Below are 23,457 nucleotides of genomic sequence, written 5' to 3'. Positions count from 1 at the left end.
TGATACTCTTTTATAATTTATAGCAAATATTATATAATGTTATTCAAAAAATAAATACTATATTTTTTTACATATTTTTTATTGCTAATTGTCCGCATCCGGCAAGAATTTCTTGACCTTGTTTGAATCTTTCCACTACTTCAACTCCATTATCTTTTAATATAGATTTGAATCTTAGTATAATATCTTTATTTGGCCTTTTCAACTCAGGGGCATGTTCTACCGGATTCATAGGTATTACATTAACTTTAAATGGAAATTCTTTTTTTAAATTTACAATTCTATAAGCGTCATTTACAGAATCATTGATATCTTTTATTAATACCCATTCAAAAGTTATCATTCTTTTTCCATTTTTACTGTATCTTTTTAGAATAGCCATAAGATTTTCTATAGGATATCTTTTATTTATAGGCATTATTTTATCTCTAACTTCATTCTTTAATGAATGCAATGATACAGCTAGCCTGCAGTCTAAATCTTTTTCTATAAGCTGCTTTATACCAACTACCTCTCCTGATGTTGATATTGTAATATGTCTTATTCCTAAATTAAACCCTTTAAATGAATTTATAGTTTCTATAGCTTTAAATAAATTTTTAGTATTTGCAAGAGGTTCTCCCATACCCATAAAAACTATAGAATTTACTTTTTTAGTGACAGCTCTCATTAATAAAAATTCTGCTAATATTTCATCAGCAGTCAAATTTCTAGACAGTCCCATACTTCCTGTGGCACAGAAAGCACATCCATATCCGCATCCTACTTGTGATGATAAACAAAAAGTTACTCTATCATTTTTATTTAAAATAACAGATTCAATCTTTTTTTTGTCGTATAATGATATTAATAATTTTTGTGTTCCATACTCATCTTCTGATATGTTTTCTATTTTAGAATTATGTATGAAACAATTATCATTAAGTATAGCTCTTAAATTTTTAGGAATATTACTCATCTCTTCAAAACTTACAGCATACTTTTTATATATCCAATCAAGTATTTGAGATGCATGAAATTTTGGAAAACCATTATCCTCACAGAATTTAGATAATTCATCTTCTGAGATATTCATTATTGATATTTTTTTAGGCATAATTTTTACTTTAATAACTTATAACCTATAAGTTAAATTAAACTCCTCAGCAGCTTTTAGTAGGAGTTGTATTATCTCCATTTGAAGAGGCACTGTTTTTTCCTTTATAATCATTTACATAAAAGCCTTTGCCTTTGAATATGATTCCGCTATTAAGAGATATCATTCTTTTAGCTTCTGCACCGCATTCTGGACAATTTGCTTTAGCCTCTGCTGACATTGATTGAAATTCCTCAAATTCATTACCGCACTTTTCACATTTATATTCATAAGTTGGCATAATATTTCCTTTTTTTAAAACAAATTTATTTTATTAATATATATATTTAAATGCAAATCTGTCAAGTATTTTCTTTATTAACCTAAAGAGAAATAATCTAAATTTTTCACCATATTTTCAGTTTTCTCAGACACATTTTTACTTAAATCAGCACTTTCTTGTGCCATGAAAGAATTTTCCTGAGTAATATCATTTAATTGATCAACAGCAATTTTTATTTGAGAAATATTTTCATCTTCCTGTCTTATCGCATTTGTTATATTTGCTAATTCTTCAGATACCTCAACAACAAATGTCTCTATATCTCCTAATAATTTTGCTGATAGTTCAACCGCCTCATTACCTTTATTAATTTTTTCTATAGTGTCAGATGTTATATTTGTTATTTCGCTTGCAGCATCATTTACCGTTTGAGCTAATGATCTTATTTCTGATGCAACAACAGCAAATCCTCTTCCTTGTTCTCCTGCACGTGCAGCCTCAACAGCGGCATTTAGAGCAAGTATATTAGTTTGAAATGCTATAGATTGTATCATTTTTGTTATTTCAGATATTTTTTTACTAGATTCTGATATTTCCTGCATATCTTTTAATGTTTTGCTTGATGCTTCTACACTGCTTTTAGTAGCATCTGCTGCTTTTGAACTAACATCTTTGGCATTTGATACATTTATTGAAGTTTCTCTTAATGATGCTGACAATGCTTCTATAGAACTTGCCAATTCTTCCAATGAAGCTGCCTGAGATGCAGTTCTGTCAGATAAGTTTGAACTTCCATTTGATATTGTAATAGCATCATTATTAATAACATTAATTTCTGATTTTATATTAAATATTACTTCTGATATATTAACTTGCATTCTATTTATTGAATTTACTACTTTTCCCATTTCATCTTTTTTATTGGTATATTTTTCATTAAATTGAATGTGGAAATTTCCATTAGACATTTGACTAATATTATCTGATACTATATTTAAACTGTTTGAAATAGGCTTAGCTATTAGAATTACAAGTACAGTTTCTAATAAAATTAAAAGTAAAATAACAACTAATGACATTAATCTAAATGACATTATAGATTTATTTAATTGAGAAGTATTTCCTGAAACAGTACATATCCAAGTAACATACGGTATATGCGTACTCATTATCCAATCTTTTTTACCCAAATTATAAAAAAGATTATTATTCAATAAGTCATTCATATGTTTTGAAAATAAAGGATTAGAAACTAAAGTATTTTTTTTACTTAGTAAATATTGAGGGTCTTTATGGTTTAGATATACCCCTTTATCTGTAATTACATTCATTGTTACATCATATTTTGAAGAATATTTATCTGCTATAACATCCAAATTTTTTAATGATATATCCATTCCAATAATACCTTTTAAAGCATTATTTGTATAAACTGCTTTAGCAAAAGTAACCACAACTTCACCTGTAGTAGCTGCAATATAAGGAGCACAAATATAAAAATTAGTTGTTTTTAAAGCACCCTGATACCATTCTCTGGTAGTTTGGTCGTAATCTGGAGGAAGACTAGCTTCCAAAAGGTTAATAAAAGAGCCTCCATCTTTATATGGTATATCATTGGCAAAATATAAATCTACCATACCTTTATCTTTTAATATTTCACCAAAAGCGTTTAACATATCTTCTTTTGATATTGGACTGGTATTGTATGATCTTATAATTTCTATTTTAGAATCAAAATATAAAAGCCAATTATATATATCTGTTTTAATATTATTAATTAAATTTATTTTTTCATTAATAAATACTTTTTTATATACAGGTTCATATATTACAATCAATCCTATATATACTACTAACAAAAATGCTGAAAATGGGAATAAAAATTTAAATATTAGATTGTTCATATGTTTAAATATGGCTTTCATGGTGACCTCAATGTAGAAATTATATAATAATTATATATTATATATAGAATAAGTCAAATATTAGTTCTTATTATACTTATAATGTACCAAATTCAATAAATTCGTGTTATAATCTTTATTTGATATAGCTTTATTTTGATATATTATGTTTTTATATTTATCATTTGAATTTAAATTTTTATTCCTAAATCCGCCGTCCATTTTTAATGCATGTATAATATCTCCTATAGTTATTGATTCCGGCTGACATCCTAATGAATATGATATGTTTGAGCCATTAACTACTTTTATAACATACATAGATTTTTCTAATGGTTCTGATATTTCGTTTATTATAGTAGGGGCAGTTTTTAATTCTTTGGCTAATTCGTACATGGTTATTGCTTTTTTTCTGTTTATAAATCTATAAGTTATTATATGCATAAATTCCAATGCTATAACTTCTTTTTCTGCAAAAGATAATTTTATACTGTTTTTATCTACACCATAAGATCTGAAGTATTGTATTGAATATGTAAGTTCGGCACCAAATAGTATAATTATCCATACTATATATAATAACAATAGTAATACAGGTATTTGAGCAAATGAACTTGCTGATGATAATTCGGCAGGTGCTATACTAGTGAGCATATTATTTTCACTACTTATTACTACTACATCATTTATCTTGAAACTATATTTTAATAATTGCTCTTCTATATTTGGTGAGAAATTGGTAAAATTAAGAATATTAGTTGAAACAGCTTCTTTTTTATATGTTGCTGCTCCTAAACCAGTACCTATATTTTCTTTTATAATATAATTTATTCTTTCTAATTTAATATTAGATACATTTTTTAGATTTATTTCTTTATTCATAGTATTGTTAATTATATTTTCATTAGTTAAAGATTCATTAGTTTCTATATTGTTTTCCATGCTTTCCATTTCTGCATCACTATTATAACTGCTTATTTCTTTTACAATATATTCTATTTTATATTTATCACTATCAAATATCTGTTTATAATTTTTTACATTTATATTGAGCTTAAAATATACACTGAACAAAGAAATTATTGTTACAGCTACTAAAATAGATGATATAGCTGCATTAGACCAATTTACTTTTGTTTGAGGCACCAATACATAAGAAAATAAAATTAATATAGACATTGCTATTATAGGTGTTACCCATGATAATAATATGCGTATTAGGGTAGGGAGATTATGCAAGCTTATAGATGTATATGTTATTAAAGTAAAAGATATACCTATTAATATAGGTATTAAAAAGAGTAATGCTATATAATTTGCTGCTACTCTTGGTATAGAAGTTTTTATTTTTACACGCCATATTTTAATTAAACAATTTTGTATATTATGCAATATTAATGCTGTACTTATTATAGTTGATATTACTCCTATAATTCCAAAGCTGGCTAAATCTGTATTATCCGCTATATTAAGTATCTGCCTAACCATTGGTTCATAAAATGGAGCATTTTTTTCCATCCATTCAAATATAACTACAAATATATTCTGGTATATATTAAATATTCTCAATATGAAAAGACCTACTATTAATGCGGGTATAAAAGACAATGTTACAAGATATGTTAAAGATGCTGCTCTTATGGTACAGTCATCTTTAAAAAAGTCAGTTACAGCAAATACTATAATCCTGTATGTATCTATAAGGAATCTTTGTACAGGTTTGAATGAGTTTTGATCTAGGTTATATATGTCTTCTGTAAAGAATACTTTTAATTTATTGAAAAATTTTTTAACTTTTTGGATTTTAGTCATAAAACACTTCTTGCAAAAAAAATTTATATAATGTATAATATATAGACAAAAGCGAGGGTGGCGAAATTGGCAGACGCACTAGACTTAGGATCTAGCGCCCTAGGCATGAGGGTTCGACTCCCTCCTCTCGCAAATATATTATTCTTTTTTATCATCTTTATCTATTTTATTTTTATTATCTTCTATTTCTACGGAAAATTTACATTTGTTACATACTTTTTTATATCCTGTTGATGTTTTTATAATTCTCATAGAATTTCTGCAATTACAAAACGGACAATCCTCATGATTTCTAAATACTACCATTGATATTAAATCTACAACTTTACTAATTCCTGAAACAAAGAATAATATTCCAAACATTAATATAAATATAATAATGATTATTATAAAAAATATAAGAACTAATAAATCCACTTTTTAATAAATCCAAATAAAAAATATTTAATATTATATATTAAATATATGATTTTTTAAAGAAATCTGAATATATTTTTATCATATTTGTATTAATATATTTTATTGGGAAAGCTGACCAACTGTCTAATTTATTATTCCATAGTCTATAATAATAGTTTTGACCTTCTTTTTTCCATTCGTAGGTTAATATTTTATTACTTTCTGAGTTATTGTAATTATAATTATTACTGTATTCTATTTTATTATTATTGAAGAAAGTATATCGTTCATATACATTATTATCATTTTTAAATACCCATGTACCTACAAATCTTGTATCTACAGTAGGTTTTTCTACACTTATATTTTTGTTTTCTTGGCATGAAGTTATAGTAAAAAGTAATATTATAATTAGATATAGTTTATACATATTATACCTCAAAATGTATTTATTATAATATCGTAATAAAAATCATAAAATAAAAATTTTCTATTGATGATTATTTTTTATTATTATATATTATACATTTATCTGTATATTCTAATTGTATTGTGAAAGAGGTTAGTATGTTAAACGATGATATCAAGAAATTTCAAATAGATAGTTTTTTTAAATATGTTTCAATACCAAGCCAAAGTATAGCAGGAGCAAAAACGCTTCCAAGTTCTGAAGGGCAAATGAATCTTGCTAAAGTTCTTGCTGAAGATTTAAAATCTTTTGGATTAAAGGATGTAATTGTAAATGAAAATGCGATAGTTACAGCACTCCTTCCTAAAAATAAAGATAATACATATTCTATCGGCTTTGTATCACATCTTGACACTGTAGATATAGGACTTACAGGAGATGTTCATCCACAAATACTTAAATTTAAAGGTGAAGATTTATGTTTGAATAAAGAAAAAAATATAATATTTAAAGTATCAGATCATCCTGAAATTAATAATTATATGAACAATGATATTATATTTTCTGACGGAACAAGTGTATTAGGTGCAGATAATAAGGCTGCAATAGCTACTATTATGTCAACTTTAAAATATATAATAGATAATAATATTGAGCATGGAAATATATACATAGCTTTTGTACCGGATGAAGAAATAGGACTGCTTGGTTCTAAAGCATTAGATTTGACTGTATTTAAACCAGATTTTGCCTATACAATAGATTCATGCGAAATAGGTGAAATTGTGTATGAGACATTTAATGCAGGAAGTGCATCCATAGATATAGAAGGGGTAACAGCTCATCCTATGAGTGCCAAGGGAGTATTAGTAAATCCTATACTAATAGCAAAGATATGGCTAATGAATTTGACAGAAAAGAAACTCCGGAAAATACTGAGAAAAAAGAAGGCTATATATGGGTTCAGGGTATTGGAGGAAATCAAAGAAATGCATATTTAAAACTAAATATAAGAGATCATAATAAAAAACTTTATGAAGAGAAAAAGCATAAAATAGTAGAAGTTGTTGAGAAGTACAAAAAATTGGAGCCTAGAGCAAAGATAGAATTAACTATTGAAGATGTTTACGGAAATATTGCAGATTCTATTAAAGATGAGAGATTTGCCATAGATGTTATATACGAGGCTATGAGAAATATTAATATAGAACCGAAAACTATATCTATGAGAGGTGGTACGGATGGTTCTGCTTTATCAGTAAAAGGTCTTTTAACTCCTAATTATTTTACAGGGGCTCATAATTTCCATTCTATATATGAGTTTTTGCCTATACCTTCATTTCATAAGAGTTTGGAAACGACACTTGAAATAATAAGAATTGTATCAAACAGCAATATAAAACAAAATTAATAATTTTAATTATATACATTAAAAATTATAGACTTTGACAAATTATAATGTTTTTAGTATAATTGAATTATGAAAGAAATTAATAGACTCAATGACTTATTTGTACGCTATCTAATCGGTACAGAAGGCAATGAGGATATATTAGAAAATATTGTTAATGCTGTTTTAAATAATGCAGGTTTTGAGTCTGTAAGCAATTTAGAAATTATTAACCCTTATAATTTAGCAGAAAATTAAAATTTAAAAGAATCAATTCTGGGTGTGAAAGCAAAGACTAAAGACGGTAAAAAAATCATTATTGAGATAGAGTTAGTAGGAAATGATAACTTTATTAAAAGAATATTTTATTGCATAGCAAAGAATATAGTTTCAGAATTAAAAGAAAGTGAAGATTATATTAATGTTAGTCAAATGATAAGTATTAGTTTCATAAATTTTAATTTGAATATTGGATGATTTTAAATAATAGTAAATATTCTAAAAATCATATTTCTTTTTTCTTTTTTTAAAGAGTATATTATTATAATTATAGTATGTCAGTTAATTTTTATTTTAATTTAGAGAGAATGTTTCTATTGATAAAATATTTTAAACATATATAATGTTTCTTTATTAATTAACCAATATTGAGGTATAAAATCTATGAAAAACTATTTAGAATTATTGAAAAAAGTATTGGAAGAAGGCGAGGAAACTTTAGATAGAACAGGGGTAGGAACAAGAAGAATATTCGGACCTCAGTTAAGATTTAAATTTGAAGGAAATAAAATACCTATTATAACAACTAAAAGAGTTTTTATGAAAGGTGTTATTATAGAATTATTATGGTTTTTGCAAGGATCAACAAATATTAAATTCTTATTAGAAAATAATGTTCATATATGGGATGAATGGGCTGATGATATGGGTGAACTTGGACCGGTATACGGCAAACAATGGAGAGCTTGGGAAACTAAAGAAGGCAATAAAATAGATCAAATATCCAATATAGTAAACACATTAAGAAATAATCCTACAAGCAGAAGGAATATTTTGAATGCTTGGAATGTAGGGGAGATTGATAAAATGCATTTACCTCCATGCCATATGATGTGTCAGTTTTCAGTTAATAGTAAAGGTGGAATAATTACACATTTATACCAGCGTTCTGCGGATTTATTTTTAGGTGTGCCTTTTAATATAAGTTCTTATGCTATACTTACAAGACTTTTAGCTATGCATAGCGGACTTTATGCTTCAGAGTTGATAATGACTTTTGGGGATGCTCATATTTATAATAATCATATAGAACAAGTTAATACTCAGCTTTCAAGAGAACCTTATGAACAGACAACAGAATTATTTATAGAGGAACGTCCTAATATATTCAGTCATATTTATGAAGATTTTAGATTAGAGGGTTATAAATATCATCCTACTATAAAAGCGGAGGTTGCAGTTTGATAGTATCACTAATTGCGGCAGTTGATTCTAAAAATGGAATAGGATTGAATGGCATTATGCCTTGGGGACATATTAAAGAAGATATGCAGTTTTTCAGAAACACAACTATGGGATATCCTGTTGTTATGGGACGTGTGACTTTTGAATCTTTGGGATGCAAACCTCTTCCTAAAAGAAAAAATATTATTATATCATCTAGTTTTAATGAAGAACTTATAAAACAGTATGATAATTTAATTTATGAAAAATCTTTTGAGAATACTATTTCTAAATTATTATTGGATAAGAATAATCAAATATTTATAATAGGGGGAGAATCTATATACAGAAAGGCTTTAGATTATGCTGATAAAGTATATCTTACTCATATAAATAAAGATTATAACTGTGATAGATTTTTCCCAGATATTGATAAAAAATTATTTAATTCCAATCAATTAAGTAACTTCACATATAATGATATAAATGTGAACATTATAGAGTATAATAGGATAAAATAGTTGAAAAATATAAAAGCTGCTATATAATTTTACGATAGATAAATATTTTTACTCATTTTATATGTAAATCTTTTTTATTTATTTTTATAAATAAGCTGAAATTGTAGGTATATATATTCTGTATTATTTGTTTTAGGAGTTTATTTATGAATAATCTTGAGTATTTATTAAAATTAGCTGATGAGGCATTTAATAAACAAGATTATAATAAAGCCATAGAATATTTTGATAAGTTAATTTTTTATTATGGAGATATTATTGAGCTTTATAACAATAGAGGATTATCTAAAAGTAGTATAGGAATGTATGAAGATGCAATAAAAGATTTTGAAATGGTTATAAGTATGGATCCTAATTATGTTCATGCTTATAATAATATAGGATTGGTTAAACACAATCTTGGAGAGTATAAAGAGGCTATAAAATACTATAATAAAGCTATAGAAATAGATTCTAATTGTATTCAGGCTTATAATAATATAGGGCTTTCCAATTATAATTTGGGTAATTATGAAGAAGCTATTAGATATTATAATAAAACCATAGAAATATCGCCGAATGCTCATACATATAATAATATAGGATTGATAAAAAATGATTTGGGTATGTATGAAGAGGCTATAGAATATTTTAATAAAGCATTGGAATTGGATAAAAACTATTTTAAAGCTTATTATAATATAGGGTTATCAAAGTATAATCTAAAAATATATGATGAGGCTCTTGAATATTTCAATAAAGCTATAAAAATGGATAATAATTATGTATATGCTTATAATAATATAGGGATAGTTAAGCAGGATTTAGGAATGTATGAAGAGTCTTTAGAATATTTTAATAAAGCATTGAAATTGTCTCCCTACTATCCTAAAGCCTATTATAATAGAGCTGTATCAAAAATTAAATTAGAATTTTATGAAGAGGCTATAAAAGATCTTAATAAAAGCATAGAATTAGATCCAAAATGTTCTTTTTCTTATCAGAAAAGAGGAGAAGCAAAGTTAAAATTAAAATTGTATAAAGAGGCAGCAGAAGATTTACTAAAATCTATAGAGTTAGGAAATGCAAATGAGGATGTCTATTTTAATATTGGGTTTGCTTACTATAAACAATCATTTTATAAAGATGCTTTATATTATTTTGATAAGGTTCATAATAATAAAAAAGTAAAGATGTTAAAAACTTTATCTAAAATTAAATCAATTTTCATTAAAAAATAATATAAAAAAGTTGGAGTTTATATGAAACCTATAATAGGAATAAGCGGAAGTTTATTAAGTATTAAAAGCGATGATGAGTTTTGCGGTTATGAAAGAGCTTATGTTAATGATGATTATGTGCTTTCTGTAACAAGAGCTGGAGGAATTCCATATATTATGCCGATTGTAGATGATGAAGAGGATATAAAGGTTCAAGTATCTCGTGTAGATGGTGTTATACTGTCAGGAGGATATGATATTGATCCTTTCTATTGGAATGAAGAAATTCATTATAAATTAGAAAGAATTTTCCCTAGAAGAGATGAGTATGAGTTAAAGATTATAAAATTTGCTTTGGAGATGAAAAAACCTATACTTGGAATATGTAGGGGGCTACAAATTTTAAATGTATATTTTGGAGGTACTTTATATCAGGATTTGTCACTTATAGAGAATTGTTATATAAAACATAATCAAAGTGCTAAACCTTATGAGACAACTCATACTTTTATAACTAAGGAAGGCAGTGTAATAAGAGATATATTAGGAGAGAAAATAAGAGTAAATTCATATCATCATTTAGCTATAAAAGATTTAGGAACTAATTTAAAAGCTACAGGCTATTCTGAAGATGATATAATTGAAAGTATAGAATATATGGAAAATGGTAATTTTGTGCTTGGTGTGCAGTTTCATCCTGAAATGATGCATGCGCATCATGATTTTGCATTAAATATTTTTAAAAGACTTGTATTTGTATCAAGCAGTAATTTATAATTGTATATATTTTTAATTATTATAAAATGCTTAAAATGTATAAAGTTTAAAAATATGTTTTTATATGAATGAAATTATGATTTTATGTAATTATATATTATTATTTTAGAAATATAAAAAAATATAATGGTATATACATATTTCTGTGAAATAAAATATTATATATATAAATAATGTTTCTAAAAATAATACACTTATTATACATAATATTGATTTTATTTTAAATTAAATAGTTTTAGAGTGAAATATTATAAATAGTAATTATTTATTTTATATAAATATTTTTTTAATAAAGTAGAATATTGTTGTAATAATAACTTGACAAATATTTAAAATAATATAACATGTACATATAATATGAGCAGTAAAAAAACTATATTAATAACTAACAATCCAAAAATTGCTGAAGAAGTAAATAGTAAGAATGTAGAGATAATGTATTTTTCTGATTCGGATTTTATGGATATACTTTATAAGGCTAGGGATCATGTTCATTTGTGTTATAAGCTTTTGACTCATCCTATAGTAAGCAGTATAAAGCCTTATGAAACTCCATATAAAAGTATAGTTCTTGCTTATAATAATGATGTTGTTGATATAGAATCTTTAGAAATGATAGAGAGTTCTATAGCTTTAACAAAAAACTTTTTAGATAAGCCTAGAAGGAAATTAACGGAAACTATAGATGAAGACTTTAAGTTAATAGATTTTAAACTTGTAGTTGGAGCTATAGAAAGTTTATTATAAAATTGAATAATAGAAGGGAGATTTTATGGGTAATTTATATGACTGTATTATAATAGGCGGTGGTCCTTCAGGTTTAGCTGCTGCCATATATTCTGCTAGAGCTAGATTAAAAACTGTTCTTTTTGAAAAAGGCAGTTTCGGCGGACAAATTAGTATAACTGATGAGATAGCTAACTATCCTGGTTTCTTTGAAGGAACAGAAGAAGGGCAGCATCCTAAAAACCTTATAAATAAAATGATAGAACAGGCTAAAAAATTTGGTGCCGAAATAGAACATAAAGAAGTAGTAGATGTTAAATTAGATGGCAAGATAAAAGAAGTAAAACTTGCTGACGGTGCTACTTATGAGTCTAAAGTTGTTATAATAGCAACAGGTGCTCAGCCTAGAAAATTAGGATGTAAAGGTGAGGTAGAATATACTGGTAAAGGTATTTCTTATTGTGCTACATGTGATGCTAACTTCTTTGAAGGCTTAGAAGTGTTCTGTGTAGGCGGTGGTGATACTGCAGTTGAAGAAGCAATGTATTTATCTAAATTTGCTAGAAAAGTAACATTGATAGTAAGAAAAGATTATGTACGTTGTGCTAACTCTATAGAAGAGAAAGCTAAATCTAATCCTAAAGTAGAAATTAAATTTAGAACAGAGCTTTTAGAAGTTAAAGGTGATGGTATAGTTGAATCTGCTATATTCTTAAATAATGAAACAGGCGAACAATATGAATATAAAGCAGATGAAAATGATGGAACATTTGGTGTATTCATTTTTGTAGGTTATGTTCCTTTGACAAAATTGTTTGAAGGTAAAGTAAACATGCAAGATGGATATATTATTACAGATGAAGAAATGAAAACAAATGTTGAAGGTGTATTTGCTTGCGGAGATTTAAGACCAAAAATGTTGAGACAAGTTATTACAGCTACAGCTGATGGTGCTATAGCAGCTATCTCTGCTAATAAATATATTGAAGAAAAATTTGCTGATTAAAAAATAAAAAAGTTGCATTATTTAAAAATAATGTTATATTTAAAATAAATATTTAAGGAAGAAAAGTGATGAGATTTAATATTTGAGTAAACAATTTATATTGCGGTGCAATTAGTAATCTTTTTGTTAATAATATATTTAATAAAATAGGGTTTTATAATATGCATATATTAAATTGTTTAACAGTTAAATCTTTACTTTCTTCTGGGTTAGTTGTGGTAAATAAGAGTGATAAATATATTGCATAATATATTTGTCACTCTTTTTTTGTTTGTTTATAATTAATATATTATTTATAAAAAACTTTAAAAAAAGGAGACTATATGAAGTTAGAAGTAGGCGAGATTTATATTAAAGATATAAAGCTTGACAAAATTTCAAAAGTCGAGAATGGCGTGCTTTACGTAAATGAGGAAGAGGTTACAAAAATAGTGCTTGAAGACGATAAGTTGAAAAGCGTAAAAGTTGAAGTAGCTCGTCCTGGTGAATCAGTACGTATTACACCTGTAAAAGACGTAATTGAACCAAGAGTAAAAGTTGAAGGCAGAGGCGGAATATTTCCAGGAATGATCGCAAAAGTAGATACAGTTGGCGAAGGTAAAACTAATGTATTAAAAGGTGCAGCTGTTGTTACTTGCGGTAAAATCGTTGGATTCCAAGAAGGTATCATCGATATGACAGGTCCTGGTGCTGATTATACTCCATTCTCAAAGCTTAATAATTTATGTTTAGTTATAGAGCCTGTTGAGCCTATAGAAAGACATGATTATGAAGCAGCAGTAAGAGGTGCTGGTTTAAGAGTAGCTGATTATTTAGGTAAATTAGCTAAAGACTTAAAACCTGAAAAAACTTATACTTATGAAACTAAACCTATATTTGAACAAGCAGCAATGTATCCTAACTTACCAAAAGTAGGTTATGTATATATGCTTCAGACTCAAGGTTTGTTACATGATACTTATGTTTATGGTGTTGATGCTAAAAAAATAGTTCCAACATTTGTTTATCCAACAGAAGTTATGGATGGTGCTATAGTAAGTGGTAACTGTGTATCAGCTTGTGATAAAAACACAACTTATCACCACTTAAATAACCCTATAATTAAAGCTTTATATGAAAGACATGGTAAAGACTATAACTTTATGGGTGTAATAATTACAAATGAAAACGTATTCTTAGCAGATAAAATGCGTTCTTCAGACTGGTCATCTAAATTAGCTAAATACTTTGGTTTAGATGGTGTAATAGTATCTGAAGAAGGATTCGGTAACCCAGATACAGACTTGATAATGAACTGTAAGAAAATTGAAGCTTTAGGTATCAAAACTTGTCTTGTAACAGATGAGTATGCAGGTAGAGATGGTTCTTCACAATCTTTAGCTGATGCTGATGTATCTGCTAATGCTGTTGTATCAGGCGGTAATGCTAACGTTATCATTAATTTACCAAAAATGGATAAAATAATAGGTATGTTAGATTACACAGATAAAATTGCTGGCGGATTTGACGGATCATTAAAACCAGATGGTTCTATTGAAGCAGAAATACAAGTTATTACTGGTGCTACAAACGAATTAGGTTTTAACAAATTTAGTGCTACAGGACTATAATTTAGTTTTGTTATACTGAATTTTTAAAATATAAACAAAATTTTAGGAGGAAAGCCATGAGTATTTTAAATGGTAAAAAAGTAATTATCATTGGCGATAGAGACGGCATTCCTGGAGAAGCTATCAAAGCATGCGTTGAAACAGTAAAAGACGCAGAAGTTTTGTTTGCTGCTACGGAGTGTTTTGTTTGAACAGCCGCAGGAGCGATGGATTTAGAGAACCAAAAGAGAATTAAAGAATTTGTTGAAAAATTTGGAGGAGAAAATATAGTAGTATTATTTGGAGCAGCAGAAGCAGAAGCTACTGGCTTAGCAGCTGAAACAGTAATGATAGGAGACCCTACTTATGCTGGAGCTTTGTCTGGAGTTGCATTAGGCTTAGCTGCTTATCACGCTGTAGAACCTGAATTCAAAGAAGCAGTTGATGCTGGTGTTTATGATGAACAGGTTGGTATGGCTGAAATGACATTAAATGTAGATGAAATCATCGCAGAAATCAAAAAAATGCGTGATGAAAACTGCAAATATAAGTAATACAAACTATATAAACTTTTAAAATTTGATAAAAAATAAATTCTCTAAAAAATAAAATCCATTGTAGTTAAAACCAGTTTGGTTTTTAAAAAATCCGGCAGCCTCGATTTGGGGTTGCCTAAATTAAAAAATTAGGAGGCTTAAATGCCACAATATAAAATAGTTCATTATATAAATCAGTTCTTCGCTAATATTGGTGGAGAAGAGAAAGCTGATATAGCTCCAGAAAAAAGAGATGGAGTTGTAGGTCCAGGTGCTGGATTACAAGGCGAATTAAAGAAATTAGGTATTGATGCTGAAGTAGTTGCTACAGTTATCTGCGGTGACTCTTACTTCAATGAAAATTTGGAAAAAGCTAAAAAAGAAGTTTTAGATATGATTAAAAGCTATAGTCCAAATTTGGTTATAGCAGGTCCTGCTTTCAATGCTGGACGTTATGGTACAGCTTGCGGTACAGTTGCTAAAATGGTTCAAGATGAATTAAAAATCCCAGCTGTTACTGGTATGTACATTGAAAACCCAGGTGCAGATATGTTTAAGAAAGATGTTTATATCGTTTCTACTAAAGATTCTGCTGCTGGTATGAGAGACGCTTTACCAGTTATAGCTAAATTAGCTTCTAAACTTCTTAAAAAAGAAGAAATTGGTGCTCCAGAAGCTGAAGGTTATATGCCTAGAGGCGTACGTGTTCCATTATTTAGAGATAAAGTTGGTGCTGAAAGAGCTGTTGATATGCTTGTTAGCAAACTTAAAGGCGAAGCATTTACTACAGAATATCCAATGCCAGACTTTGACAGAGTAACTCCTGGTGAAGCTATTAAAGATTTAAGCAAAGCTAAAATAGCATTAGTTACAAGTGGTGGTATAGTACCAGCTGGTAACCCAGACCATATTGAATCTTCTTCTGCTTCTAAATTCGGAAGATATTCTATAAATGATATGGCTGAGACAGCACATGGTGGTTATGACCCAACTTATGCTAACCAAGATCCTAACAGAGTATTACCAGTTGATGTATTGAAAGAAATACAAAAAGAAGGTAAGATAGGAGAACTTTATCCTTATTACTATACTACAGTTGGTAACGGTACATCAGTTAAAAATTCTAAAGCATTTGCTACTGAATTTGCTCAAACTTTAGTTAAAGATGGTGTTCAGGCTGTTATATTAACATCAACCTGAGGAACTTGTACTCGTTGCGGTGCAACGATGGTTAAAGCAATAGAAGCTACTGGAATACCTGTAGTTCATATTTGTACTATTGTTCCTATATCTTTAACAGTTGGTGCTAACAGAATAGTTCCAGCAGTTGCAATACCTCACCCATTAGGTAATCCAAATATGTCTAAAGAGGATGAGAAAAAACTTAGACGTGAATTAGTTGAGAGAGCATTAAAAGCTTTAACAACTCCTGTAGATTCACAAACAGTATTTGAAAAATAATAATTATATTGAAAAATAAAAATATTTATATATAATAATATATAAATATTTGTAAAAATTAAGGGGGAGTACAAATATTTAATTATACTTGTATATCCCCTTATTTTTATAAAAAAATAAAAAATGGAGATGTAAAAATGAGTTATGCTGTATTAAAAGCTGCTGCTTATGCCATAGTGCATGCACCTGATATGGTTATACACAATGGTACTACACAAACAGTTGAAAAGGAAGTTAATCCTAATTCTGAATATTTAAAGGAGATAAAAAACTACTTAAGACCTTTTGAAGATGTTGTAAATTATGCTCCTAACCAAACTTATATAGGTAATATGCATCCTGAGGAATTAAAAAAATTAGCTTCTCAATGCTCTGAAGAGGTAAAAAAAGCTGGCGGAAGTTGGATAGGTGTTCCTTGCAAAGGTGACAGAAACGGTAAATTTGGTGAAATTTTCCCAGAAGATGAATTTATATTTATGATGAAAATATGCGACGTTTTTGAATTAGTATATTTAGAAGCTGAATTTGAAAAGAAAATGAAAGACAATTACGTTGCAAGAGAATCTAAATTTAAAAGTGAAGATGAATTAAAAAAAGATTTAGAAAATGTTAAATGTGAAACTAAAATAGCTGATATCGAAAAATTAATTAAAGAAGAACATGCTGAACCTTTATATTTTAATGATAAAGTTATTGGATGTATAAAAAGAGCACATGATGTTGATATCAATTTAAGTGCACATGTTATGTTTGAAAATTTAGCAGTTAAAGCTTCTGGTGTTATGGCATTAAAAGAACTCATTAGAAAGAAAAATGTAGATCCTAAATGTGTAGATCTAGTTATAGAATGTTCTGAAGAGGCTTGCGGTGATATGAACCAAAGAGGCGGCGGTAACTTCGCTAAAAGTATTGCAGAAATAGCTGGAATACCTAATGCTACAGGATTTGATGTTAGAGGATTCTGTGCTGCTCCTTCACATGCTTTGGTAACAGCTGCTTCATTAGTAAAAGCTGGATCTTATAAAAACGTTGTAATAGTTGCAGGAGGTGCTACTGCAAAATTAGGTATGAATGGTAAAAGCCATGTAGGTAAAAAACTTCCTATTATTGAAGATATTTTAGGTGCTTTTGCTGTATTAATTAGTGAAAATGACGGAGAACATCCTGTTATAAGAACTGATGCACTTGGTACTCACACTGTTGCTACAGGTTCTGCTCCTCAGGCTGTTATGACTTCATTAATTGTTAATCCTTTAGAAAAAGCTAATTTAAAAGTTACTGATATAGATAAATATACAGTAGAAATGCAAAATCCTGATGTAACTAAACCTGCTGGTGCTGGTGATGTTCCAGAAGCTAACTACAAAATGATAGCTGCTATAGGTGTTAAAAAAGGTGATATAGATAGAAGTCAATTAGCTGAATTTGTTGAAAAACATGGTATGTCTGGTTGGGCTCCTACTCAAGGTCATATTCCATCTGGAGTACCTTATTTAGGTTTTGCTATAGATGATATTATGTCTGGTAAAATAAATCGTATAATGTTAGTAGGTAAAGGTTCATTATTCTTGGGAAGAATGACTAACCTTTTTGATGGTATATCAGTTATTATAGAAAAAAATAGCGGAGATAAGAGTTCAAGCGAAGGCGTTTCAAAAGAAGAAGTTAACAAACTTATTGCTAATGCTATGAGAGATTTCGCTAAATCTATGTTAGGTGAGTAAGGGGGTATTAGATGAGTGATGCTTCTAATTCAGCTATAAAATCTATGATAGGAGAGACTTTTCTCTCATTAGCTAATGCTTTAGAAACTGGCCAGTTTGGTAAAAAAGTAAGAGTTGGTATTACAAACAGAGGTTCTGAGCATGGTGCAGAGGCAGTATCTCTTGGCGGCGTTATAGCTATGAGCAGAAACAAAAATGTTGAGGTTGTTTTAATCGGTGAGAAAAATTCTACTGGTTTACAAACAATAGAAACTGATTGTGATGAAAAAGCTCATAAGATAATGGAAGAAATGCTTGCTAAAGGGGAATTAGATGCTTGTGTTACTATGCATTATCCTTTCCCTATAGGAGTATCTACTGTTGGAAGAGTTATTTCTCAGGCTAATGGTAAAGAGGCTTTTATTGCTACAACTACAGGTACTTCAGCTACTGTAAGAGATCAGGCTATGTTTAAAAATGCAATATATGGTATTATTACTGCTAAAGCATGCGGTATTAAAGAACCAACTGTTGGTATATTAAATATAGATTCTGCTAGAACTGTAGAAAGAGCTTTAAAAGAATTAGCATCTAACGGCTATAACATCAAATTTGGTGCTTCTAACCGTGCTGACGGAGGAGCAGTATTAAGAGGTAATGACCTTATTACTGGTGCTGTTGATGTTGTAGTTTGTGATTCTCTTACTGGAAACATTCTTATAAAAATGTTCTCTTCATTTAATAGTGGCGGAAGCTATGAAGCTATAGGTTATGGTTATGGTCCTGGAATAGGTTTTGGATTTAAGACTCCTATATTCATTATTTCTAGAGCTTCTGGTTCTAATGTTATTGCTGGTGCTATTGAATATGCATATCAATGTATTAGTGGTAACTTAATAGACGTTATGAATAAAGAGGAACAAGAAGTGAAAAAATATGGTTTTGATGCTATATTAGATAGTTTAAAACCTAAAGCCGCTGCTGCTGGCAGTGGAGAGAAGGCTAAACCTACAGTAGCAAAAGAAGTTGTAACTGCTCAAATACCTGGTGTAGAAGTTATGGATTTAGATGCAGCTGTAGAATTAGTTATGGAAAATGGTATATATGCTGAGTCTGGTATGGGTTGTACTGGGCCTATCATATTAGTGAGTGAAAAGAATAAAGAAAATGCAGAATCTATTTTGAAAAAAGGCGGATTTATATCTTAGTTTAAGATTATCCATCATAAAGACTAATTACAATTATAGTAATCTCTTTTACTAGTTTTGCAAATTATGGGAACATTAGTTATTAAAAATAATATCTAGTGTTTCCATTTTTTTTATTTTCATTAAAAAATATTAAAATTATAGGAGTTTATTATGCTTGTACTTTATCATGCAGCTTATCCAATATAACTATTCATTGGTATTTCTGATTTTTATTAGAAATTAGTTATTGGTTTAAGTTTGGGCTATTCATTTTTTTGTCTATTTTAGACATTCAATGAAGTTTTGTTTATTAAAAAATCTAAGAATTAAGAGGTAAAAGTTATGACATTTGAACAATTTAATGATCAATTATTAGTAATAGTTAATAAGGTTGCCGGGTTTTTATGGGATCCTTTACTAATTATATTATTAGTAGGTACAGGTCTATTTCTTACTTTTAGATTAAAATTTGTTCAAGTAAGAGAGTTTGTTTATAGTGCTAAACGCAGTTTCACAAAAACATCAAAAAAATCAGGTACAGAAGAAGGAAAAATCAGTTCTTTCCAATCATTAGCTACTTCTATAGCTGGTCAGGTTGGTACAGGTAACTTAACAGGTACAGCTACTGCTTTATTAGCAGGCGGTCCTGGTGCGGTATTCTGGCTATGGGTATCTTCATTTTTGGGTATGGCTACTATATTTGCTGAAGCTAGTTTAGCTATTCATTTTAGAGAAAAAACTAAAGAAGGTAAATGGATAGGTGGTCCTTCATATTATATAAGACAGGCATTTAAAAATAGTTTTGGTAAATTTTTAGCAGGATTATTTTCTATATTGATAATTCTTGCTTTAGGATTTATGGGTAATATGGTTCAGTCAAACTCTATAGGTGTTGCTTTCAATAACGCTTTTGGTGTTAATAAAGTGATAATCGGTATAGTAGTTGCTGTACTTGCAGGATTCATATTCTTAGGAGGTATAGGAAGAATAGCTAAGACTACAGAAAAAATAGTTCCTATAATGGGTGTATTATACATATTAGGTGCTCTTGCTTTCTTAATTCTTAATATAGGTAAAATACCTGAGGCTTTCAGAATGATATTTGTAGGTGCTTTTGATCCTCAGGCTGTAGTAGGCGGTACTATAGGTATTGCTGTAATGAATGCTGTACGTTTAGGTATCGCAAGAGGTTTATTCTCTAACGAAGCTGGTATGGGTTCTACTCCTCACGCTCACGCTTTAGCTGACGTTGAACATCCATGTGAACAAGGTGCTGTTGCTATAATGGGTGTATTTGCTGTATTCCTAGTAGTAACTTTAACTGCTTTAGTAATGCTTACTTCTGGAGTTTTAGATCAAGTATATAATAGTAATGTAACTCAAGCTACTATTCCTGAAACACTTAAAGGTATAGGTTTAGCACAGGAATCTTTCAAAACTAAATTTGGAAGCATAGGTGTTATGTTTGTAGCTATATCTTTATTCTTCTTTGCATTTTCTACAATCATTGCTTGGTATTTCTTCGGTGAACAGAACATTAGATATTTATTTGGTGAAAAAGCTGTAAGAGTTTATTCTATTCTTGCTATAATATTTATATTTATTGGTTCTACTTTAAAAGTTGATTTAGTATGGTCTTTATCTGACTGTTTTAACGCTATGATGGTTATTCCTAACATTATAGGTGTATTGGCTTTAAGTGGTACAGTTGCTGTTTTATCTAAAGGTTATCAGGACTTTAAGAAAGAAAGAGATAGTAAAGAAAAATAAATATATAATTTATAGTTTCTGAATATAGAGGGCTTATATATTTTTATATAAGCCCTTTTATTTTATTAAAAATATTTTGTTTTGTATAATATATATTTTTACTTATTATATTTATGAGTAGTGAAAAATAGAATCTTTACTTGCTTAGAATTGATTTATATAATATTAATGTTCTATTATTTCCTATTAAATTCTTAACTATATCATCAAAACCAAAATAAGATGCCATCATTAAAGCATTTTATTTTTATAAAAAACCGTATTATTTATATTTAATGTTTCACTGGTAGAGTTATTTATACTAAGTTCATTTATTAGTTTTATAATGTTTTCTTTATTTTCCATAATAATCTCCTAATAAAATTTATTTTTTAGGTTTGAATATTAATGATATAGAGTTTACACAATGTCTTATATTTTTTTCTGTAAGATGTTCTCCTTGAAATACATGTCCCAAATGCCCGCCGCAGTTATTGCATGTAATTTCTATCCTGTATCCGTCTTCATCTAATGAGCGCCTTACTGCACCTTTTATTTCATCATCAAAACTAGGCCATCCGCAATGAGATTTGAATTTGTCTTCAGAGCGGTATAATTCTGCCCCGCATTGTTTGCAGCAATATATACCTTCCTCAAAAAAATCATTGTATTCACCTATAAAAGGGTATTCTGTGCCTTTGAAAATAATGACATTTCTTTCTTCTTCTGTAAGTTCTCTTTTTTCCATTTATTATATACCTCTAACTTTTATTTATAATATTATAATGCTATTTATATTTTTTACAAATTTATTTAAAACATTATTAACTTTTATATATGATGACGGCTGTATTGGAGAACTTTTCCATAATAGTAAAATGTTTTTAAATTATTCTTAATGTCAAGATAATTGAATATTTATTGTACTTGTAATATAATGAGTTTATGTTTTTTATTATTTTTATAATTATATTATTTTCATTGTCCGCAATATTGCATATTGTTCAAAAGAGTATTAAAGATGATAGTATAAATAAAAAAATAATTCTATATATTAAACGTATATTATTCATATTAGCTTTAATCAATACATTTATAATAATAATCAGTATTGTATTGTTAATTGTATTAGCAGGTGAGTAATATACAATTATTTTATAGTTTTATAAAGTTATTATGGTAAATATAAAATCTAATTTACTTTAATAAAAAATAATTGACATTTTTTTTATTATATGATAGTATATTATACACCGATTATATTGGTAAACTTTTCCATAATAGCAAAACGTTCTTAATTATTCATTATAAATTTTGAATATAGAAAAGACGTTGTTACTTAAATTAGTAATCAAAGCATTATGATTTTTTATACTATTAATGTTTTAAAATAATGTCTGGAATTTATGGATAGGGTGCCGTAGTCGGTACTCTATTTTTATTTTAAAGGATATGATTATGTCATTACCAGTTATGAAAGACCTTTTAGAGGCAGGCGTACATTTCGGACACCCAACTAGAAAATGGGATCCTAGAATGAAGCCTTTTATTTTCCAAGAGAGAAATGATATTTATATCATTGACCTTATGAAAACTTTAACTTATGTTAAAAAAGCTTATGATGCTGTTAAAGAAATGGCTAGAAACGGCGGAAATGTTCTTTTCGTTGGAACTAAAAAACAAGCATCACAAAGCATCAAAGAAGCTGCTGAGAAATGCGATATGTACTATGTTAATAATCGCTGGCTTGGAGGTATGCTTACAAATTTTGCTACTATCAAAAAAAGTATTGCAAGACTTAAAAGAATAGAAAAAGAAGAGGTTGATGGTACATTTGATAAACTTCCTAAAAAAGAGGTTATACTTCTTCTTAAAGAAAAAGAAAGATTAGAGAAAAACTTTGCTGGTATTAAAGATATGGAAAATTTACCAGATATGCTTTTTGTAATAGATCCGATGCAGGAAGCCATTGCTGTAAGTGAAGCTAGAAAATTAGGAATACCAGTTGTTGCTGTTGTTGATACTAACTGTAACCCTGAAGTTATAGATCATCCTATACCTGGTAACGATGATGCTATTAGAGCTATCAGCTTATTTGCAGGTGTTGTTGCTTCTGCTGTTATAGAAGGACAAAATGAAGCAGGTAAAGAAACATTAGCTAAAACAGATTCTTCTTCTGAGATAGTTGAAGAAGTTTATGATAATAGTGCTACAGAAGCTGCTGAGGCTATTGCTGAACAGTATGGTGTTTCTCAGGAAGATGATGATTAATTTGCAAACTATAA

Annotated in this window: 20 protein-coding genes, 1 tRNA gene and 2 pseudogenes; 16 read left to right on the top strand and 7 right to left on the bottom strand. The window is 28.4% G+C overall.

The features are described 5' to 3' along the window. Nucleotides 1–67: 67 nt before the first annotated feature. The 4 genes from rlmN to T324_RS0101200 all read right to left on the bottom strand — a co-directional run bounded on the left by rlmN (nt 68) and on the right by T324_RS0101200 (nt 5,074). The gene (gene rlmN / locus T324_RS16400; RefSeq protein ID WP_038374914.1) at nt 68–1,096 is read right to left on the bottom strand and encodes a dual-specificity RNA methyltransferase RlmN; all 1,029 of its coding nucleotides are present in this window, start codon (nt 1,094–1,096) and stop codon (nt 68–70) included. A gap of 46 nt (nt 1,097–1,142) precedes the next feature. Continuing rightward, nucleotides 1,143–1,376, bottom strand: a complete 234-nt coding sequence (locus tag T324_RS0101210; protein ID WP_028328615.1) for an FmdB family zinc ribbon protein — start codon at nt 1,374–1,376, stop codon at nt 1,143–1,145. 77 nt (nt 1,377–1,453) lie between these two features. Then, a complete protein-coding gene (locus T324_RS0101205; protein WP_028328614.1) occupies nt 1,454–3,283 on the bottom strand; it encodes a methyl-accepting chemotaxis protein in 1,830 nt (609 codons plus the stop codon). Nucleotides 3,284–3,343: 60 nt separating this feature from the next. Then, on the bottom strand, nt 3,344–5,074 hold the full coding sequence (locus T324_RS0101200; protein WP_028328613.1) for a YhjD/YihY/BrkB family envelope integrity protein: 1,731 nt from the start codon (nt 5,072–5,074) through the stop codon (nt 3,344–3,346). Between the two features lie 51 nt (nt 5,075–5,125). Here T324_RS0101200 and T324_RS0101195 point away from each other — a divergent pair. Further along, nucleotides 5,126–5,206, top strand: a tRNA-Leu gene (locus T324_RS0101195). A 6-nt stretch (nt 5,207–5,212) separates the two neighbouring features. Here T324_RS0101195 and T324_RS0101190 read toward each other — a convergent pair. Next, nucleotides 5,213–5,491: a hypothetical protein gene (locus T324_RS0101190; RefSeq protein WP_028328612.1), complete on the bottom strand. Its 279-nt coding sequence runs from the start codon at nt 5,489–5,491 to the stop codon at nt 5,213–5,215. Between the two features lie 40 nt (nt 5,492–5,531). After that, nucleotides 5,532–5,903 (bottom strand): hypothetical protein, encoded by a 372-nt coding sequence (locus T324_RS0101185; protein ID WP_028328611.1) that lies wholly within the window; start codon nt 5,901–5,903, stop codon nt 5,532–5,534. Nucleotides 5,904–6,040: 137 nt separating this feature from the next. Between T324_RS0101185 and pepT the strand changes: the two are divergent. From pepT to T324_RS0101100, 14 genes and pseudogenes are all read left to right on the top strand, one after another. Continuing rightward, nucleotides 6,041–7,293, top strand: a pseudogene (pepT, locus tag T324_RS16395) (peptidase T). Nucleotides 7,294–7,362: 69 nt separating this feature from the next. Further along, nucleotides 7,363–7,746, top strand: a pseudogene (locus tag T324_RS16390) (Rpn family recombination-promoting nuclease/putative transposase); the annotation flags it as partial. A gap of 189 nt (nt 7,747–7,935) precedes the next feature. Further along, on the top strand, nt 7,936–8,736 hold the full coding sequence (locus tag T324_RS0101165) for a thymidylate synthase (RefSeq protein WP_028328609.1): 801 nt from the start codon (nt 7,936–7,938) through the stop codon (nt 8,734–8,736). Continuing rightward, on the top strand, nt 8,733–9,236 hold the full coding sequence (locus tag T324_RS0101160; RefSeq protein ID WP_028328608.1) for a dihydrofolate reductase: 504 nt from the start codon (nt 8,733–8,735) through the stop codon (nt 9,234–9,236). The genes T324_RS0101165 and T324_RS0101160 overlap by 4 nt, the downstream gene beginning before the upstream one ends. A gap of 146 nt (nt 9,237–9,382) precedes the next feature. Beyond that, a complete protein-coding gene (locus T324_RS0101155; protein ID WP_028328607.1) occupies nt 9,383–10,456 on the top strand; it encodes a tetratricopeptide repeat protein in 1,074 nt (357 codons plus the stop codon). Between the two features lie 21 nt (nt 10,457–10,477). Further along, nucleotides 10,478–11,212, top strand: a complete 735-nt coding sequence (locus T324_RS0101150; protein WP_028328606.1) for a gamma-glutamyl-gamma-aminobutyrate hydrolase family protein — start codon at nt 10,478–10,480, stop codon at nt 11,210–11,212. Between the two features lie 357 nt (nt 11,213–11,569). Next, on the top strand, nt 11,570–11,959 hold the full coding sequence (locus T324_RS0101145; protein ID WP_028328605.1) for a GrdX family protein: 390 nt from the start codon (nt 11,570–11,572) through the stop codon (nt 11,957–11,959). A gap of 25 nt (nt 11,960–11,984) precedes the next feature. After that, on the top strand, nt 11,985–12,944 hold the full coding sequence (locus tag T324_RS0101140) for an NAD(P)/FAD-dependent oxidoreductase (protein ID WP_028328604.1): 960 nt from the start codon (nt 11,985–11,987) through the stop codon (nt 12,942–12,944). 323 nt (nt 12,945–13,267) lie between these two features. After that, nucleotides 13,268–14,554, top strand: a complete 1,287-nt coding sequence (locus T324_RS0101135) for a glycine/sarcosine/betaine reductase component B subunit (protein WP_028328603.1) — start codon at nt 13,268–13,270, stop codon at nt 14,552–14,554. Between the two features lie 56 nt (nt 14,555–14,610). Then, nucleotides 14,611–15,087, top strand: a complete 477-nt coding sequence (gene grdA / locus T324_RS0101125; RefSeq protein ID WP_084548574.1) for a glycine/sarcosine/betaine reductase complex selenoprotein A — start codon at nt 14,611–14,613, stop codon at nt 15,085–15,087. Between the two features lie 144 nt (nt 15,088–15,231). Further along, nucleotides 15,232–16,530, top strand: coding sequence for a glycine reductase complex selenoprotein B (grdB, locus tag T324_RS0101120; protein ID WP_084548572.1), 1,299 nt, complete (start codon nt 15,232–15,234; stop codon nt 16,528–16,530). 137 nt (nt 16,531–16,667) lie between these two features. Next, complete coding sequence (gene grdC, locus T324_RS0101110) at nt 16,668–18,254, top strand: glycine/sarcosine/betaine reductase complex component C subunit beta (protein WP_028328598.1); 1,587 nt, start codon at nt 16,668–16,670, stop codon at nt 18,252–18,254. Between the two features lie 11 nt (nt 18,255–18,265). Next, a complete protein-coding gene (grdD, locus tag T324_RS0101105) occupies nt 18,266–19,441 on the top strand; it encodes a glycine/sarcosine/betaine reductase complex component C subunit alpha (protein WP_028328597.1) in 1,176 nt (391 codons plus the stop codon). A 324-nt stretch (nt 19,442–19,765) separates the two neighbouring features. After that, complete coding sequence (locus tag T324_RS0101100; RefSeq protein ID WP_028328596.1) at nt 19,766–21,193, top strand: alanine/glycine:cation symporter family protein; 1,428 nt, start codon at nt 19,766–19,768, stop codon at nt 21,191–21,193. Between the two features lie 364 nt (nt 21,194–21,557). Here the strand turns inward: T324_RS0101100 and T324_RS0101090 are convergent, their stop codons facing one another. Next, complete coding sequence (locus T324_RS0101090; RefSeq protein ID WP_028328595.1) at nt 21,558–21,920, bottom strand: methionine-R-sulfoxide reductase; 363 nt, start codon at nt 21,918–21,920, stop codon at nt 21,558–21,560. A 710-nt stretch (nt 21,921–22,630) separates the two neighbouring features. Between T324_RS0101090 and rpsB the strand changes: the two genes are divergently transcribed. Continuing rightward, nucleotides 22,631–23,443 carry a 30S ribosomal protein S2 gene (rpsB, locus tag T324_RS0101085; protein WP_028328594.1) on the top strand — a complete coding sequence of 271 codons (813 nt, stop codon included), beginning with the start codon at nt 22,631–22,633 and terminating at the stop codon, nt 23,441–23,443. Nucleotides 23,444–23,457: the final 14 nt, after the last annotated feature.

Source organism: Brachyspira alvinipulli ATCC 51933 (assembly GCF_000518245.1).
Classification (GTDB): domain Bacteria; phylum Spirochaetota; class Brachyspiria; order Brachyspirales; family Brachyspiraceae; genus Brachyspira; species Brachyspira alvinipulli.
This window is presented reverse-complemented; position numbering and strand designations above follow the sequence as displayed.

Excerpts from the sequence above, each read along its gene's own strand:
- T324_RS0101145 (WP_028328605.1), top strand. The coding sequence starts at position 11,570 with ATGAGCAGTAAAAAAACTATATTAATAACTAACAATCCAAAAATTGCT.
- T324_RS0101205 (WP_028328614.1), bottom strand. The coding sequence starts at position 3,283 with ATGAAAGCCATATTTAAACATATGAACAATCTAATATTTAAATTTTTA.
- T324_RS0101135 (WP_028328603.1), top strand. The coding sequence starts at position 13,268 with ATGAAGTTAGAAGTAGGCGAGATTTATATTAAAGATATAAAGCTTGAC.
- T324_RS0101150 (WP_028328606.1), top strand. The coding sequence starts at position 10,478 with ATGAAACCTATAATAGGAATAAGCGGAAGTTTATTAAGTATTAAAAGC.
- rlmN (WP_038374914.1), bottom strand. The coding sequence starts at position 1,096 with ATGCCTAAAAAAATATCAATAATGAATATCTCAGAAGATGAATTATCT.
- T324_RS0101185 (WP_028328611.1), bottom strand. The coding sequence starts at position 5,903 with ATGTATAAACTATATCTAATTATAATATTACTTTTTACTATAACTTCA.
- T324_RS0101200 (WP_028328613.1), bottom strand. The coding sequence starts at position 5,074 with ATGACTAAAATCCAAAAAGTTAAAAAATTTTTCAATAAATTAAAAGTA.
- grdD (WP_028328597.1), top strand. The coding sequence starts at position 18,266 with ATGAGTGATGCTTCTAATTCAGCTATAAAATCTATGATAGGAGAGACT.
- T324_RS0101210 (WP_028328615.1), bottom strand. The coding sequence starts at position 1,376 with ATGCCAACTTATGAATATAAATGTGAAAAGTGCGGTAATGAATTTGAG.
- T324_RS0101100 (WP_028328596.1), top strand. The coding sequence starts at position 19,766 with ATGACATTTGAACAATTTAATGATCAATTATTAGTAATAGTTAATAAG.
- T324_RS0101155 (WP_028328607.1), top strand. The coding sequence starts at position 9,383 with ATGAATAATCTTGAGTATTTATTAAAATTAGCTGATGAGGCATTTAAT.
- T324_RS0101090 (WP_028328595.1), bottom strand. The coding sequence starts at position 21,920 with ATGGAAAAAAGAGAACTTACAGAAGAAGAAAGAAATGTCATTATTTTC.
- rpsB (WP_028328594.1), top strand. The coding sequence starts at position 22,631 with ATGTCATTACCAGTTATGAAAGACCTTTTAGAGGCAGGCGTACATTTC.
- T324_RS0101140 (WP_028328604.1), top strand. The coding sequence starts at position 11,985 with ATGGGTAATTTATATGACTGTATTATAATAGGCGGTGGTCCTTCAGGT.
- T324_RS0101165 (WP_028328609.1), top strand. The coding sequence starts at position 7,936 with ATGAAAAACTATTTAGAATTATTGAAAAAAGTATTGGAAGAAGGCGAG.
- grdC (WP_028328598.1), top strand. The coding sequence starts at position 16,668 with ATGAGTTATGCTGTATTAAAAGCTGCTGCTTATGCCATAGTGCATGCA.